The organism is Sinorhizobium fredii NGR234, from assembly GCF_000018545.1.
Taxonomy (GTDB): Bacteria; Pseudomonadota; Alphaproteobacteria; order Rhizobiales; family Rhizobiaceae; genus Sinorhizobium; species Sinorhizobium fredii_A.
The window spans coordinates 172,339-186,975 of the sequence record NC_000914.2; the positions used below are offsets into that span (position 1 = coordinate 172,339).

14 protein-coding genes are annotated in these 14,637 nt (G+C 55.5%); all 14 read right to left on the reverse strand.

The features are described from left to right. Window positions 1–20 precede the first annotated feature (20 nt). Window positions 21–1,082: an ABC transporter ATP-binding protein gene (locus NGR_RS30450; protein WP_010875178.1), complete on the reverse strand. Its 1,062-nt coding sequence runs from the start codon at window positions 1,080–1,082 to the stop codon at window positions 21–23. Next, a complete protein-coding gene (locus NGR_RS30455) occupies window positions 1,079–2,086 on the reverse strand; it encodes an ABC transporter ATP-binding protein (protein WP_010875179.1) in 1,008 nt (335 codons plus the stop codon). Before NGR_RS30455 ends, NGR_RS30450 begins: the two co-directional genes overlap by 4 nt. 1 nt (window position 2,087) lies before the next feature. Continuing rightward, the gene (locus NGR_RS30460; RefSeq protein WP_010875180.1) at window positions 2,088–2,963 is read right to left on the reverse strand and encodes an ABC transporter permease; all 876 of its coding nucleotides are present in this window, start codon (window positions 2,961–2,963) and stop codon (window positions 2,088–2,090) included. A gap of 2 nt (window positions 2,964–2,965) precedes the next feature. Next, window positions 2,966–3,907, reverse strand: coding sequence for an ABC transporter permease (locus NGR_RS30465; RefSeq protein ID WP_010875181.1), 942 nt, complete (start codon window positions 3,905–3,907; stop codon window positions 2,966–2,968). 4 nt (window positions 3,908–3,911) lie between these two features. Next, complete coding sequence (locus tag NGR_RS30470; RefSeq protein WP_010875182.1) at window positions 3,912–5,507, reverse strand: ABC transporter substrate-binding protein; 1,596 nt, start codon at window positions 5,505–5,507, stop codon at window positions 3,912–3,914. 72 nt (window positions 5,508–5,579) lie between these two features. Next, window positions 5,580–5,843 (reverse strand): hypothetical protein, encoded by a 264-nt coding sequence (locus NGR_RS33360; RefSeq protein WP_240545268.1) that lies wholly within the window; start codon window positions 5,841–5,843, stop codon window positions 5,580–5,582. A gap of 284 nt (window positions 5,844–6,127) precedes the next feature. Next, window positions 6,128–7,306 carry a M24 family metallopeptidase gene (locus tag NGR_RS30480; protein WP_010875184.1) on the reverse strand — a complete coding sequence of 393 codons (1,179 nt, stop codon included), beginning with the start codon at window positions 7,304–7,306 and terminating at the stop codon, window positions 6,128–6,130. Window positions 7,307–7,468: 162 nt separating this feature from the next. After that, entirely contained in the window at window positions 7,469–8,641 is a 1,173-nt protein-coding gene (locus NGR_RS30485) for a M24 family metallopeptidase (protein ID WP_010875185.1), read from the reverse strand. 134 nt (window positions 8,642–8,775) lie between these two features. Continuing rightward, window positions 8,776–9,771 carry an ectoine utilization protein EutC gene (gene eutC, locus NGR_RS30490; RefSeq protein WP_010875186.1) on the reverse strand — a complete coding sequence of 332 codons (996 nt, stop codon included), beginning with the start codon at window positions 9,769–9,771 and terminating at the stop codon, window positions 8,776–8,778. Next, complete coding sequence (gene eutB / locus NGR_RS30495; protein WP_010875187.1) at window positions 9,771–10,769, reverse strand: hydroxyectoine utilization dehydratase EutB; 999 nt, start codon at window positions 10,767–10,769, stop codon at window positions 9,771–9,773. Before eutB ends, eutC begins: the two co-directional genes overlap by 1 nt. A gap of 36 nt (window positions 10,770–10,805) precedes the next feature. Further along, entirely contained in the window at window positions 10,806–12,002 is a 1,197-nt protein-coding gene (locus NGR_RS30500; RefSeq protein WP_164924727.1) for a M20 family metallopeptidase, read from the reverse strand. A gap of 461 nt (window positions 12,003–12,463) precedes the next feature. Then, window positions 12,464–13,237: an ectoine/hydroxyectoine ABC transporter ATP-binding protein EhuA gene (gene ehuA / locus NGR_RS30505; protein ID WP_010875189.1), complete on the reverse strand. Its 774-nt coding sequence runs from the start codon at window positions 13,235–13,237 to the stop codon at window positions 12,464–12,466. Then, window positions 13,234–13,929 carry an ectoine/hydroxyectoine ABC transporter permease subunit EhuD gene (ehuD, locus tag NGR_RS30510; protein ID WP_010875190.1) on the reverse strand — a complete coding sequence of 232 codons (696 nt, stop codon included), beginning with the start codon at window positions 13,927–13,929 and terminating at the stop codon, window positions 13,234–13,236. Before ehuD ends, ehuA begins: the two co-directional genes overlap by 4 nt. A gap of 2 nt (window positions 13,930–13,931) precedes the next feature. Continuing rightward, window positions 13,932–14,603: an ectoine/hydroxyectoine ABC transporter permease subunit EhuC gene (ehuC, locus tag NGR_RS30515; RefSeq protein ID WP_164924728.1), complete on the reverse strand. Its 672-nt coding sequence runs from the start codon at window positions 14,601–14,603 to the stop codon at window positions 13,932–13,934. Window positions 14,604–14,637: the final 34 nt, after the last annotated feature.

A 14,637-nucleotide genomic window follows, 5' to 3' on the forward strand; every position in this document is an offset into this window, starting at 1 on the left:
TTCTGGGCTAGCTTTTTGATTCAACGACGGGCGAGAATTGTTCCGCCGGGCTGAACGGTTTTTGGCAGTGCAAGAGACGCGAGAGCGCTCGGCGAAATATGAGCCGCGGCAGCCGGGGCCCGTACGTGGCAAGCCACCGCACGACCATCGGGCATAGGGACGAGTGGCGGCACTTCAGCGCGACACCGATCAACCGCGAGCGGACACCGTGGGTGAAACGCGCATCCGCTCGGTGGATTGACGGGGCTCGGCACTTCTCCCTCCAAGGGGACCTCTAGCCTGGCGCGAGCAGGATCTGGAACTGGCGCGGCCGCAATCAATGCCTCTGTGTAGGGGTGAACTGGCTTGGCAAAAAGAGCGTCGCGGGGCGAGAGTTCGACGATGCGCCCCAGGTACATGACCGCAACGCGGTGGCCGATATGCTCCACGACCGCAAGGTCATGGGAGATAAAAATCAAGGCTATCCCTGTTTCTTGCTGGAGATCCATGAGCAGATTTAGGATTTGAGCCTGCACAGAGACGTCAAGCGCTGAAACGGCTTCGTCAGCGATGATGAGTGAAGGTTTAAGTGCCAGCGCTCGAGCAATCCCCAAGCGCTGGCGCTGACCGCCCGACATTTCCGACGGATATCGAGACGCCATCTCCGGCGACATTCCTACCTTGCGGAGTAGATCCGTAGCAAGTTCCTGGCGCTGTCTTCTACTTAGACATTCGAAGTTCTCGACCGGTTCGGTGATAATCTGGCCCGCGGTGAGACGCGGGTTCAGAGAGGAGTACGGGTCCTGAAACACCATCTGCATCCGCCGGCGCCAAGCTCTGAGCTCGTTCTTTCTTAGTCCTGCGATGTCGGTCCCCTCCACCAGCACTCGCCCACTCGTCGGATCTATGAGCCGCATCAGGAGCCGCGCAAGCGTGGATTTCCCGCAGCCTGATTCACCGACAACGCAGAGCGTTTCTCCTGCCTGGACAGTGAACGACACGTCCTCAACTGCCCGAACTACAGGAACGTTCGTCTTGAACCATCCCGCTTCGATAGGATAGTGCTTGGTCAGGCTCTCAACTTTCAGCAGCGCGTCGCTCATAGGTTCACCACTTCATTCGAACGCCAGCAAGCGGCAGCGTGTCCAGGTTGTATCTCGCTTAGGACAGGCATCTTTTCGCGACATACCCCAATTGCAAAGGGGCAGCGCTCAGCAAAGCTGCAGCCGACAAGAGGCTCGCGGAGGCTCGGTACAACCCCCGGAATTTCGGGAAGGCGAGATTGCCGACCGCGCCGCCGATCGGGCACAGAATTCATGAGGGCTCGCGTGTAAGGATGTGTGGGGCGAGCGAACAGGTCAGTGACGCTCGCCTGCTCCACAATGCGGCCGGCATACATCACGATGACACGTTGGCAGGTCTCAGCGACAACACCAAGATCGTGCGTGATGAACATCACGGCCGTTCCCATACGGTCCTTCAGATCGACGATCAGCCGCAGAATTTGCGCCTGAATCGTTACATCGAGCGCCGTCGTCGGCTCATCAGCAATCAAAAGTTCAGGCGAGCATGCGAGCGCCATGGCGATCATGGCGCGCTGGCGCATTCCGCCGGACATTTCGTGCGGATAGTTGTTGAGGCGTCGCTCGGGATCGGCAATGCGAACAAGTCGAAGCATCTCCAATGCCTTTTCGAGGGCCTCGGCGCGAGACACGCGGCCGTGAATTTGGACTGCTTCAGCGATCTGGCGCCCAACAGTGTGAACAGGACTCAAGCTTGTCATCGGGTCCTGGAAAATCATGGCGATCCGGTTACCCCGGACCTCACGCATCTGGCGCTCAGACAGTTCTAAAAGGTTGCGCCCCTTGAAGATGACCTCGCCCCCGACTGTTTTAGCTGTTTGCTTTGGGAGTAAGCGAAGAATCGAAAGAGCAGTTACACTCTTCCCGCATCCCGATTCACCTACAATACCCAGCATCTCTCCACTTTTCACATGGAAGTTGACACCGCCCAGAGCACGAGTAACGCTCTCTTCGCCGTAAAAGTGCGTCTCCAGGTCGCGAACGTCCAGAAGCAGATCGGCTTTCGGATTTGATTGCATTCTCATTTTAACGCCTCCGCTTCGAACGGGGGTCGAACATGTCGCGCAGGCCATCCCCGAGCAGGTTGACCGCCAGAACAGTGACGGCGAGACACAGTCCAGGAGCAAAGATCGTCAAGGGAGCGATCGCGAGAAAGAGGCGTGAGTTGGCGATCATATTACCCCAACTTGGGATCTCGGAGGGCACGCCCACGCCGATAAAGCTCAAACCAGCCTCGGTCATGATCGCACTGGCACACACAGTCGCGCTTTGAACCATCAAGGGCGGAATGGTGCTCGGCAAAATATGCCGCCAAAGCACCCTAGGCAGGCGTGCCCCACCACACAGCGCTGCTTCTACATAGGGTCGCGAACGAACGCTCAGAACCACGGAACGCACTAATCTCGTAACAGCGGGTGTTTCTGGAATCGCAATTGCAACGATGAGAATCCCAATTCCGGGGCCCGTGAGAGAGAGAAGCGCTATAGCGAGCAAGAACGTCGGGATGGACATCAGTCCGTCCATAACCCGCATGATAATGTTATCAAAGGTGCGGCTGTAGCCGGCGATTACACCGATCAAAAGACCGCAAACCGCTGCGCACACTGCTGAAAGCAATCCCACGATGAGTGATATGCGCGCTCCATAGATTGTTCGGGCGAAGACATCCCTCCCCAGGTTGTCGGTGCCGAACCACATTGAGGCGGAGGGCTGCTGGAGACGCTTGAAGGGGTCCATCACCAAGGGATCACCGCTGTAAAGGGGCGCAGCAAGCGCGAGCAAGATAAGCAACAGCAGGATCCCTCCCCCGAGGAGGACCAGCGGATGCCGCTTTGCGATGCGGACAACGGTGTGGGTTTGAATACGAGGCGATCCCGAAGCGCGCGAAGTGGTAAGGGCCATCTTTAGTACCGGATACGCGGATCGATCAGGGTATAGGCAAGATCGACGAGTAGGTTGATCAGAACGTACAGGCCGGAAATTAGGACCAGCACGGTCTGGATGATGGGATAATCACGGTTTTTGATTGCATCGACGACGAGGCGGCCGATGCCAGGCACATTAAACACGGTCTCTGTCAGAACGACGCCTCCGATCATATAAGCGAAGCTTATCCCGATCACAGTAAGAATGGGTACGCCGGCGTTCTTCAGTGCATGATGGAATAGCATGGCAAATGGCGAGGCACCCTTGGCGGCAGCTGTTCGCATATAGTCTTCCGACAGCACTTCGAGCATGCTGCCCCGCGTAATCCGCGCAATGAAGGCGATGTAGGGGACGCTCAAAGTGACCGTTGGGAGTATCAGATGTAAGAACCAGGGCGCCACACCTTGATTGATGGACGTATATCCTTGAACCGGAAGCCAACGAGTTTGAATGGCGAAGAAGTAGATGAGGATATAGCCAATGACGAAGACCGGGACGGAATAGCCGATAGCTGAAAAAGTCGCGAGGGCGCGGTCGACGAAACCGCCAGATCGCCATGCCGCCAGTACACCGAAGGAGACTCCAACGGTGACCGAAAGGATCATTGTCAACACAGACAGGGAGATCGTCGGTTCCAACCTCTGGGAAAGCAGTTGGAGAACGGGCACCCCCGTGAAAACCGAGGCTCCGAAGTTCCCCCTCAAAACATCAGAAGCCCAATGGACGAACTGAACAGGCAACGGTTCGTTAAGACCTAACTCCTCGCGGATGTTAGCAACCATCTGCTCCGTGGCGGTTGGTCCTGCGATGACCGCCGCCGGATCACCTGGCGCCAGCCTGAGAAGCAGGAAGATGAAAATCCCGACCATCGCCATTACGGCGATGGTCGAAACCAGTCTGCGAAGAATGTAAACACCCACGGTATCAGGCCTTCTGCATGTTCCACATAAGCGGCAGTGTTGCAGGGATGAGGCCGGTAAGCGTCTTGCTGTAAGCGCTAGGTACAATGTTTTGACCGAGCGGAACCTCAGGGACGTAGTCCCACCACAGCTTCTGCATTTCGCGCGCAAGCGCCTTGCGCTCATCGAGCGTTTCGAGGGTCAACCATTTGGCCCGGAGCGCCTCATATTCATCATTCTTTGGCCAACCATACCATGCCTTTTCGCCGTTCATGGCAAGGCTAATGTCGGTAAAAACGTTGGCACGTGTTGCCTCAGACTGGTCAGTGATAAAGATGCTCCAGCCGCCGTTGTCGACGGAGTCTCTCTTCGAGCGGCGGGAGACAAGGCCGCCCCAGTCGCTCGGCGCGAGCTCGGCGTTGACGCCGATTTCACGAAGCTTCGCCGCCACGACCTGTGAAGCATTGCTTTGCTCGGCCCAATCGGTCGCTTGCAGAATGACAATTTTTTCGCCCGCATAGCCAGCCTCTTTGAAAAGTTGCTTTGCTTTTTCGGGATCGCCGCCTGGTTTGAACCATCCCGTATTTTCGTCGTTGGTAACCGCTGCCGTGTTGCCGAACATTGACGTGACGGGCTTGAAATACTGGGGATTGCCGTACGCAGCGCGCAATACTGCCTCTTGGTCCACGAGGTGGAGCAATGCCTGTCGAGCCTTTACGCTGTTAAACGGCGCCTGAAGGCAATTCATGCGCAGAGTCATGTCCACACCAGCCCTATTCAGCGCCTCGAGTTTCAGGTTGGGATCGCTCTCGATTAGAGGCAACAGATCAATCGGCGGCCTGTAGAGAAAGTCGATTTCGCCCGTCTGAAGAGCGGCCACGGAAGTCTGCGGGTCGGCGAGCACGCCGATATCCCACACGACCCGATCGACATAGACCGTCTTGCCGCCAGCCATTCCGTCAGGCGGCTCTTTGCGCGGCACATATTTTTCGTTGCGGTCGTACGTGAAACTCGCGCCAGGTTTGGCTAGGTCGTGATTGAACTTAAACGGTCCTGATCCGATGTTCGCAGTGACCTGCTCCGTCGGAGGTAGTCCGGCGTCTTTCTCCCGCATGATAAACGGACCCTCGAAGGCCAGGATGCTTGGCAAAGCCCCCAGGGGCTCCTTGAGCGAGATGACAAATGTCCTGTCATCTTTTTTTGAGATGTCGCTAGCTCGCGACATAAGGATCTGTCCGCCGGATCCAACCTGCGCCCAGCGGCGAATTGACGCCACGCAGTCAGCTGCGGTGACAGGGGTACCGTCATGCCATCCTAAACCGTCGCGCAATTCGAATGTGTACGTCTTCTTATCATCGGAAACGCCCCAGTTCCCCACCATTTGCGGATGAGGTTGAGACTGCGAGTCAGCCGAGAACAGTGTGTCGTAGATCGCCAGAGCATGGGTTTGGCTGATGCCGGCTGTCGTGGCCACCGGATCAAAGACGCTGAGATTTTCCAGTGCCATCCGAACAGTTTTATCCGCCGCAACTGCGGTCTGCGCCCGAAGAAGCGAAGGAACTGAGAGAGCAGCTCCTGCAGCCAAGCCTGCCTTGAAGAGATCACGCCGAGAAATTGTCATCGCTTTGGTTCCCACTTTTTAGTTGTTACTGCGTTGAAACGCTGGTCTGGCGCGTCCCTCACGCTCGAGCCGCTAGCCACCTTGCACTTTGATCATAGGCGACGCAGGGTGCACATTTCCGGCAGAATGATTTCCGCTGCGACGAAATCCTGCATTTAAGGTGACGCTTCTGACCGAATGCGGCTTATTCGGATATTTTACGTCATACTTTTCCCAATCGGAGGGCTTCGATTTTTCCGCACGCTTTCCAATCCTGTTCAGATATTTGGCGAGTTGACCGAAAAAGGCCAAGGCGCTTCCTTCTCTAGTTGCGCCCCGGAGGGCGAGCGCGTTCATCGATTGTGCAATCCGAGGAAAAACGACTGGGCAAAACTGTCGCAAGCGCCGCCAGACCGCCCTTTTTTCGTCCTGCAGAAGTCGCGGCCGCGATTTAGTTCTGAGCTCGTTGTTGGACGCGCAGATCAGATGGAAGGACACGTGACACGGCGCCGCTTGCCAAAGCAGTTGAGAATTGAGTCCAAAAAAAACGCATACAGGCGACGGCTGCGACGCAAACGAAAGTCGAAATCGGACTACACGTCGCGTTGAAGTGCTCATAGCCTCGGCGGGCCCATCTGGCGTCAGTCTTTAACGACCAGTTCCCGAGGCGTAGCCGTAAGGGGTTCGTGACCCGTTGCTGTTACAACGAAAGACTGCGTGATCGTTATTCCGGTGTTTGCCAACCACAATCCACCCATGAGGTGAAATGCCGCCCCAGGCTCAAGAACAGTAAGATCCGTCCGCCTTATGCTCGCCGTTCGCTCGCCCCATGTCGGTGTGTAGGCAATGCCAATGGAGTAACCCAGCCGGTTTTCCTTCTCGATGCCATGAGCGCTCATGCTCTTGCGCCACGCTAATTCGATGCCTTCGCACGTCACACCAGGTCGGACAGCATCGAGTGACGTTTCGACGGCCTCAATCACATAGGACGCTAAGTCCCGGTAACTCTGGGGCGGCCTGCCGAAATAGACTGTCCTGCTCATGGGTGCGTGATATCGAAGTCGGCATCCCGACAATTCGATATTGGCAACAGAATTTGTGTCGATACGTCGATCGGTAAATATCGGGTGCGGCTCCCTAGCGCGCTCACCGAACCCCATGTGTGGTGGGCTGGTGGCAGGAAGCCCGCCATAGTTCTCTGTGCCCGACATTTGTGCATGGTAGATTGCAGCGGCCACGTCACACTGTCGTACACCTGGCGCTGCGACTTCTACCGCCCGTTTCATCATGCGTTCAGTAATCACGCCGGCTTCTCGCATGTAAGCGATTTCCCGCTCGCTCTTGATGAAGCGCACCCAATTTACGAGCAACTCTGCGTCCTTGAACGCGACATTTGGCAATGCCTTCTGCAGTTCAGCATGATCACGCGCTGTATAATAATAAGCGCCCATTTCCACGCCGACAGTCTTGGCACGCGGAGCCTCCCTTAACAGCATTTGCGCAATAAATTGCGCGGCGTGCCGATCTGGGGAATGAACATATATGTCCGGATATGGTATAATCCGTTCATCAGGAAGATTTGTTGTAACAATTGCGGATTGCTTATCTATTGATCTGCCAATCCACATCGGTAAATCAACGTCTTGGAACACCAACAGTGCCTGAACCGTATAGAAGGACCAAGCATCGTATCCAGTGAGATAGTTGATGTTGGCCGGCTCAGTGACAATCAAGACATCGATGTCTTGAGCTTGCATCCGCTGTTTTACTCGGAGCATCCGCTGCTGATACTCAGCGTCCGAGAAATGAAGAATACGCATTTTGGTTCCTTGACGCTTCGAGAGCGCTCGCGTCCAACGACGCTAAGGCTCCCTGCTGACGGTTTGAGAATTGACGCTTCTCCGCGGCCGAACCAGCCAATTTGCGTCTGATTATCGAAGTGGGTCACGTTGTTAGAAACCAACTTTCGTTGGCTGCCTTCTTTAGATCACACACAGTTGCCGCGGCGACTTCGTCAGCACTTCGCAGCCGGCTTCGGTGACACGGAAGGTCTCACTGAGTACGTAGCCAAAATCTTCTTCAATCCAATTGCCGAGCATCAGGTGGAAGGTCATATTTGGCTTGAGTTTGGTCATATCACCATCCTTCAGGCTTGCAGTTGGTTCGCTCCAGTCGATCCCGATCGCATATCCGCAGCGGGAGTCCTTTTGAAAGCCGGACTTTTCGATCGTGCGGTAGAATGCGTTTGCGACGTCGCTACAAGTAGCGCCAGGCTTTACCGTACTGAGCGCGGCCTCCAAACCCAGTACCTCCGCGTCATGAATGCGTCGAAGTCGATCGGATGGGGCACCTACGGAGAAAGTCCGCATTATTGCTGAGACATAGCCGTGACGAACGCCCGCGATTTCAAGATTGATCTGAGAACCATCGCGGATGACATCTTCACTCCATCGAATGTGGCATGTGCCGGTTCGGGGTGAAGAACAGAAATACATCGACGCGAGATCTGTTCCCGCTTTACCGTTTGTCCCCCGCGCAAGTTGAGCTGCGACGTCAGCCATAACGTCGGCTTCGCGCACTCCCGGTCGAATGACTTCGAATGCCTTTTGGACTCCTGCGTCTGCGATTGCGGCCGCATCACGCATCATCGAAATTTCGAGATCGGATTTGATCATGCGGATCCACGCGACCGAATGGGTGCAGTCAACAATTCGCGCGCTTGGCAGGCGCGTCTTAAACTTTTCAGCTGATCTTACGGACAGATAGCCAAGCTGCACTCCAACACCGCGCTTGTTGGCACCATCGCGTTCGTTCAAGAAGTCAACTACGGCGTCATAGCCGTCCTTATCGGGGTTCCCGATGAGGGCTTCAGAGTACCCGATAACTTTGTCCCGATCCATGAATGTCTGGTGGATCGCCGCAGGCGCGTCTTGGCGCCGCAGGATGAATGTGGGCTCTTCGTCATTCGATGAGATTACGAGAGCCTGTGGCACATATCCGGACTTAGCCGTATAGCCGGTCAGATACGTGATATCAGCAGAACTGCCGACAATGAGCGCATCGATTTCAAGCCGGCCCATCTCCAGCTTCACAGCATTGAGTCGCCTAAGGAATTCGGCGCGAGGAAATACTTGGGGTCCCTTGATAACCGGCATGGCTGCCTCCTGTAGGATATGGTCTGAGCATTTAGTTGCATGATTGTCCGCAGGACGGCGGATACTAAGGTAACGTGTGAACAGATGAGAAGTCAGCGCCTCAACATGGCTGAGGCGTCAGGAGCGCGAGTTGTTCAGCTCTCGAATAGGCTTCCGGCACTGCGTTCTTCGGCGCGCTGAAAGGCAAGCGTGGCAATTGCCGTGTCCTGGACACCGGTCCCCGTAAGATCTGCTATAGTGATATCTGACTCGCGGGTACGTCCGGTTTTCACGCCCGCAATCACCTCCCCCAACTCCGGAAAAGCAGCGTCCCGCGCGATGAGGCCTGCCTCTATGGCATGGTGAAGTTCACCCAGTCTCCGTGTCTGTGTAAGACTATCCGCCACATAAACATCCGCGCGCGCGATTGCCGCTGGATCAAGTTCGTTTTTATGCTCAGCGTCGGAGCCCATTGCAGTTACATGCTGCCCAGCTTCAAGCCAGGACGCTACGAGGATTGGCCGGTCTGCGGGCGTCGTCGTAACAACGATATGGGCACCGGAAACGGCTTGCCGTGGATCATCGGACGCGCTGATGGCGAAGCTATGCTCAAGCTTCAACTGCTCGACGAGTGCCTCCGCCTTAAGCTGATCGCGCGCCCATATACGGGCTTGGCGGATAGGCCTCACCAGAGTCAGCGCACGCAGTTGCAGTCTCGCCTGAACGCCCGCTCCAAAGATGGTTGCGACCGAAGCATCTTGTTGCGACAAATGTTTTGCAGCAACGGCGCCAGCGGCCGCCGTACGAACGTCGGTGAGGTAACCATTGTCTAAAAGAAGCGCTTGAACCAAACCCGTTTGGCTCGAGAGCAATACCATCATCCCATTTGTGCTCGGAAGGCCGATCTTTGGGTTGTCGAAGAAGCCGGGGCTGATCTTAATCGCAAAACCGCCCAAACCGGGAATATACGCAGTTTTCACATCGACTTCACCCCTGCTGTCAGGCACGTCCAAGCGCAGAATGGGCGGCATTTTTACGGCGTTTGGTACGGCGAGTGCGCGGAAAGCGTCTTCGGTGCACTTAACCGCGTCGAGGTCGAGCGGCACGATTTGCCTCAACTCCCCCTCAGTGAGTATTTTCATTGTAGGCATCAATCCTCCTCGGTCGCTCTGACAACTCCGTTAATGACCTCCCGATGCAGGCCCATGTCGATGTTTTGACCTGACAAAACGACTCCTACTGAACCTCCGCGAGCAGCCACCTTGCCGGAGAGAAGCGCTGCGATACCGACAGCGCCGGCGCCCTCGAGTATCTGACGCTCATGCTCATAAGCATGTCTAATTCCCGCGGCTATTTCGCCTTCATTAACGAGGACAACATCGTCCAGAAGGGCTCTGCACATTTGAAAGGTCCAAGCGTTGGCCATGCCGATTCCTCCACCTAAAGAATCAGCCAAGCTCCGATACTCCTTCACTTGTACCGGATGCCCAGCTTCGATGCTGGCCTTCATCGCGGCGCCTCGATCCATAGTGACACCGATGATCCTCGCATGAGGCCGCAGTGCCTTCACCGCTGCTGCAACGCCTGCAGCCAAGCCGCCACCCGACAGTGGAAGCAGTACCATCGCGACGTCCGGCATCGCCTCAACGATCTCAAGACCGACGGTTCGCTGGCCGGCGATGATATGCGGGTGATCGAAAGGCGGGATCATGCTGAGGCCTTCCTCCGCGACGAGCCGCTCGACTTCGACTTGCGCATCGTCTTGTGACGATCCCACTATCCGAACTGTCGCGCCAAGCTTCCGGATCTCGGAAACCTTGTTTTCTGGAACAAGATCCGACATGCAGATGGTGGCGCGAGAGCCGACCGCTTTTGCGGCGTAGGAAAGAGCCCGTCCGTGATTGCCCGTAGATGCCGCAATAACCCCACGTGCCCGATCCGACGGGCTGAGTTGAAGAATTGCGTTTGTCGCACCCCGCAGCTTAAAGCTACCAGTGCGCTGATAGTGCTCGAGCTTGAGGCTGACCTGAGTTCCGGTAAGTTCGGTTAGCGACCTTGATGTCGTCAGAGGGGTACGGAAGACGTGCTCTTCGATCCGCTCACGCGCTCGCTCGATCGATTCTAGACTTAAGTTCGACAATTCATTCACCTAATACAGTGGCAAACATCCTGGCATACAAGTCGATCAACGTGCAGACTGCCCATGCAGCAAATCGAAACAATACTTCACAGCAAGTTCGGTCGTCGGGATGAGAACGTCGTCGGAAACCGCGAACGTGGGGGTATGCACACCGGACTCGTTCCCGGGTTCGCCACTGCCGAACCAGAAATAGATCGATGGAATGCATTGAGAGTAGAAACCGAAGTCATCGCTCCCGCTAATGGCCTTGCCCTGCGTCAACGCGTCGGAACCCGCCATATCGGACACGGCGTCGCGGAAGAGGCGCACCATTTCGGGGTCATTGATGACCGCCGGTTCACCTGATGTAACGACGACCTCGGCTTTTCCGCGATGAAGTGCTGCGACGCCTTCGGCAATTTCTCTCACCCGTTGCGACAATAGCGGTCGCAGTTCTGGGTTCGTCGTTCTTATTGTTCCCTCCATCACGACCTTCGGACAAATAATATTAGTCGCCTCTCCGCCGTGGATTGTGCCTATCGTGATGACCGATCGATCATCGACCGGCACTTCCCTTGAAATGACCTTCTGCACTTCGTTGACAAAAGCTGCCGCAATCGTAATTGCGTCGATGCCATTATGGGGTGTTGAGCCATGGGCTGCACTGCCAGACACGGTAACCTTGAATTGGTCCGACGATTTGCTCACTGCTCCTTCGCGGGCGCCGAATTTGCCCACCTGTATCGACGGGGTAACATGGAAGCCCACAGCATTGTCGAAGCCCTCAAGGAGTCGCTCTTCGAGCACCGTGCGACCGCCAAGCGGTTCAGCCTCTTCTGCCGGTTGAAAAAAGACGCGCAGTTTGCCAGCGAAATTGTTTCGCATTCGGTGAAAGGCCAACGCCACCCCCATGGCGATGGAAGCGTGGAGGTCGTGGCCGCAAGCATGCATCACTCCCTCCACGTGAGACTGGTACGGCAAATCATCGCGAGTTTCTTGTATGGGAAGGGCATCGATGTCGCCGCGGACAGCAACCGCTCTCTTTGGTCCGGAAGCAGACCCTTCGATGTCGATGTAGAGCCCTGTATTATGGAAAACAGTCGCCCCTTTCAGGCCGAACCGCTCAAGCATCCCTCTTATTCGCTGCTGCGTTTTCCACTCGTTGTTGGAAAGTTCCGGCTCCCGATGCATCGCGTGACGCAATTCAAGAACCGCGTCGCGCTCGGCTTCGATTAGAAGACTGTTATTGATACGGAAGTTCATTGCTGCCCTCATCCAATAAAGCTGTTTGAAACTAGATTATCATCAACAGACGAGCAGGTTTGCCGATTTAGGTGCTGATGCTGCAGGATTCCGGCGTTCGGTGAGCGTTTCACGCAGATTCCGGCCCTTCCATTCGTTTGCGCAGGACGCAAGCGGAATGCGAATCTTTTAGGTACGGTGGATTGGCGATTAAGCTCATTTCGTTGCCTCACAAACGGCTCGACCGTCCCACCCGTACAACGAGTCTGAGGCGCCTACGTCGCCGTCGATCCTGTGGCGCCGAGACCAGCCAGCCCGATCGAGTACTGCCAAAACGGAGCCGCTTGTCCACGCAAACGCGATGATCATCGCGACGGCAAGAAGGCACCCGAGATAGGAATGCACCGGCTCGGGATGAGTTCGGATCTCAAATTGAAGCAGTCACGCTGCTGGCCATGGGCCCACTGGCCGGCCGCCAATCATCACCCGTCAAGAACCGCCTTGAGAAATTCGCGCGTACGCTCTTCCTTAGGCTGACTAAACAATTGCTCTGGCGTGCCCTCTTCACGGATTCGTCCTTTGTCGAAGAAGCAGACACGATCGGATATTTCGCGCGCGAATCTCATCTCGTGTGTAACCATCAGCATCGTCAGGTCGTGCTCGGCCGCGAGCCTCCGGATGACGTTAAGGACTTCGCCGACCAGTTCAGGATCTAGAGCGGAAGTCGGCTCATCGAACAGCATAATCTTCGGTCGCATCGCCAAAGCTCTGGCAATCCCCACACGCTGCTGTTGGCCCCCCGAAAGCTGAGCTGGAAATTTATGTGCGTGATCAACTAGGCCGACCAACTCAAGAAGTTCCTCGGCACGTCGGCGCGCTTCCTCTTTCGATAGGCCGAGTACAACCCGCGGAGCCTCCGTGAGATTTCTGAGCACCGTCATGTGTGGAAAGAGATTGAACTGCTGAAAGACCATGCCCAGTTGGGTGCGCATCTTCCTGAGATGTTTTTCTGTCGCAGGCATCATAGAACCGTTCTTTAGCTCATGCCAAAGAGGCTCCCCGCCCACGTAGACTGCTCCATCGTTGATGCCTTCGAGCGTCATCAGTATGCGAAGGACAGTCGACTTTCCGGAGCCGGAAGGGCCAATGATAGATACTTTTTCCCCACGTCGAACCTCGAAATCGAGTTCGTTGATCACGGTGAAATTGCCGTAGGCCTTTTTTACCTTGTCGAAAACGATGATGGAGTCACTCATCTCAGGGGAACCCCTCTTTTGGGAAGGTTGACGTCGACGATCCGAACGAGCGCCGAGGCAACGATTGTTAGGATAAGGTAGATGCCACCAACCATAGAAAGCGGCACGAGATAATTGAAAGTCTGGTCTCCGATGATCTTAGCCGCGTTTAGCATCTCAACAATTGTAACGACCGAAAGAACGGGAACGTCCTTCATAATAGAGACGAGATAATTTCCGAGAGCGGGTATGACACGAGGAATGGCCTGCGGAAGGATCACGTGCGTAAACGTGCGCGCAGGAGGAAGATCAAGCGACTTGGCCGCTTCCCGCTGCCCGTGGTCAACAGCCTGTATTCCGCCCCGATAAACTTCGGAAATATACGCGCTATACTGGATGCCAAGGGCCAAGGCTCCGGTCAAAAAGGCAGGGAATATTATTCCATACTCAGGAAGTACATAGTACAAGAAGAACAATTGGGCGATTAATGGCGTGTCCCTTATGAACTCGATTAGGACAGCGGCCGGCCAGGCTACCCATCTCGTACGCATCCCCCGTAAAACCGCGAACACCATTCCTAGGACGCATGCGACGAAGAAGCCCAGAAAGGCCGCCTGGAGAGTGGTTATCAATCCCATCAAAAGCATTGGCAAAATGGAAATAGCGAATGCTAACTCTCCGTTGCCGGTATCCCATGTAAAACCGTAGAGCATTTCTACCTCCGATGTCCGCGCCAGCGGGTTACCGACGATTCTATGAGGCGCATGAAGAAAGACAGTACGAGTGCTATCCCGAAATACATAAGAAGGACCATTGTATATACGGTCGTGCTATCTTGGTAGAAATTGCGCAGTTGCTCCGCGGCGAAAGTCAAGTCATGCAATGTAATGAGCGATACCAGTGAGGTATCTTTCAAAGCGGCGATCGCGAGATTGGAGAAACTCGGCATCATCTCCGGGATCGCTTGCGGTAACGCCACGCGCCAGAGAGCTTGTGACGAGCTGAAGTTCAACGCCGTTGCTGCCTCATATTGACTAGGACTGACCGCCTGAATTGCCCCTCGAACGATTTCCGCACCATAAGCCCCCAGGTTAAGGCTAAGAGCGAGAACGCCAGCCACTACGGGAGAAAGTCGCAGATCGATGCCCATCATGTCCCCGGCGATCGGCAGGGCGAAAAAGAGCCAGAACAACTGGACCAATAGAGATGTTCCGCGGAAGATCTCAATGTAGAGGATTGAAAAGCCTTTGACGAACGGGTTCTTGGAAAGCTTTCCAATCCCGAACGCGAAAGAGCAGACAGCCCCAAAGAACATAGAGTAAAGAGTGAATTGGATCGTGACCCAGGCGCCACGACCCAACGGTCCGAGGTAGTCGTGCCAATCCATTGATAGCTCGCCTTTAAGTGGAAGGTAGACGCGG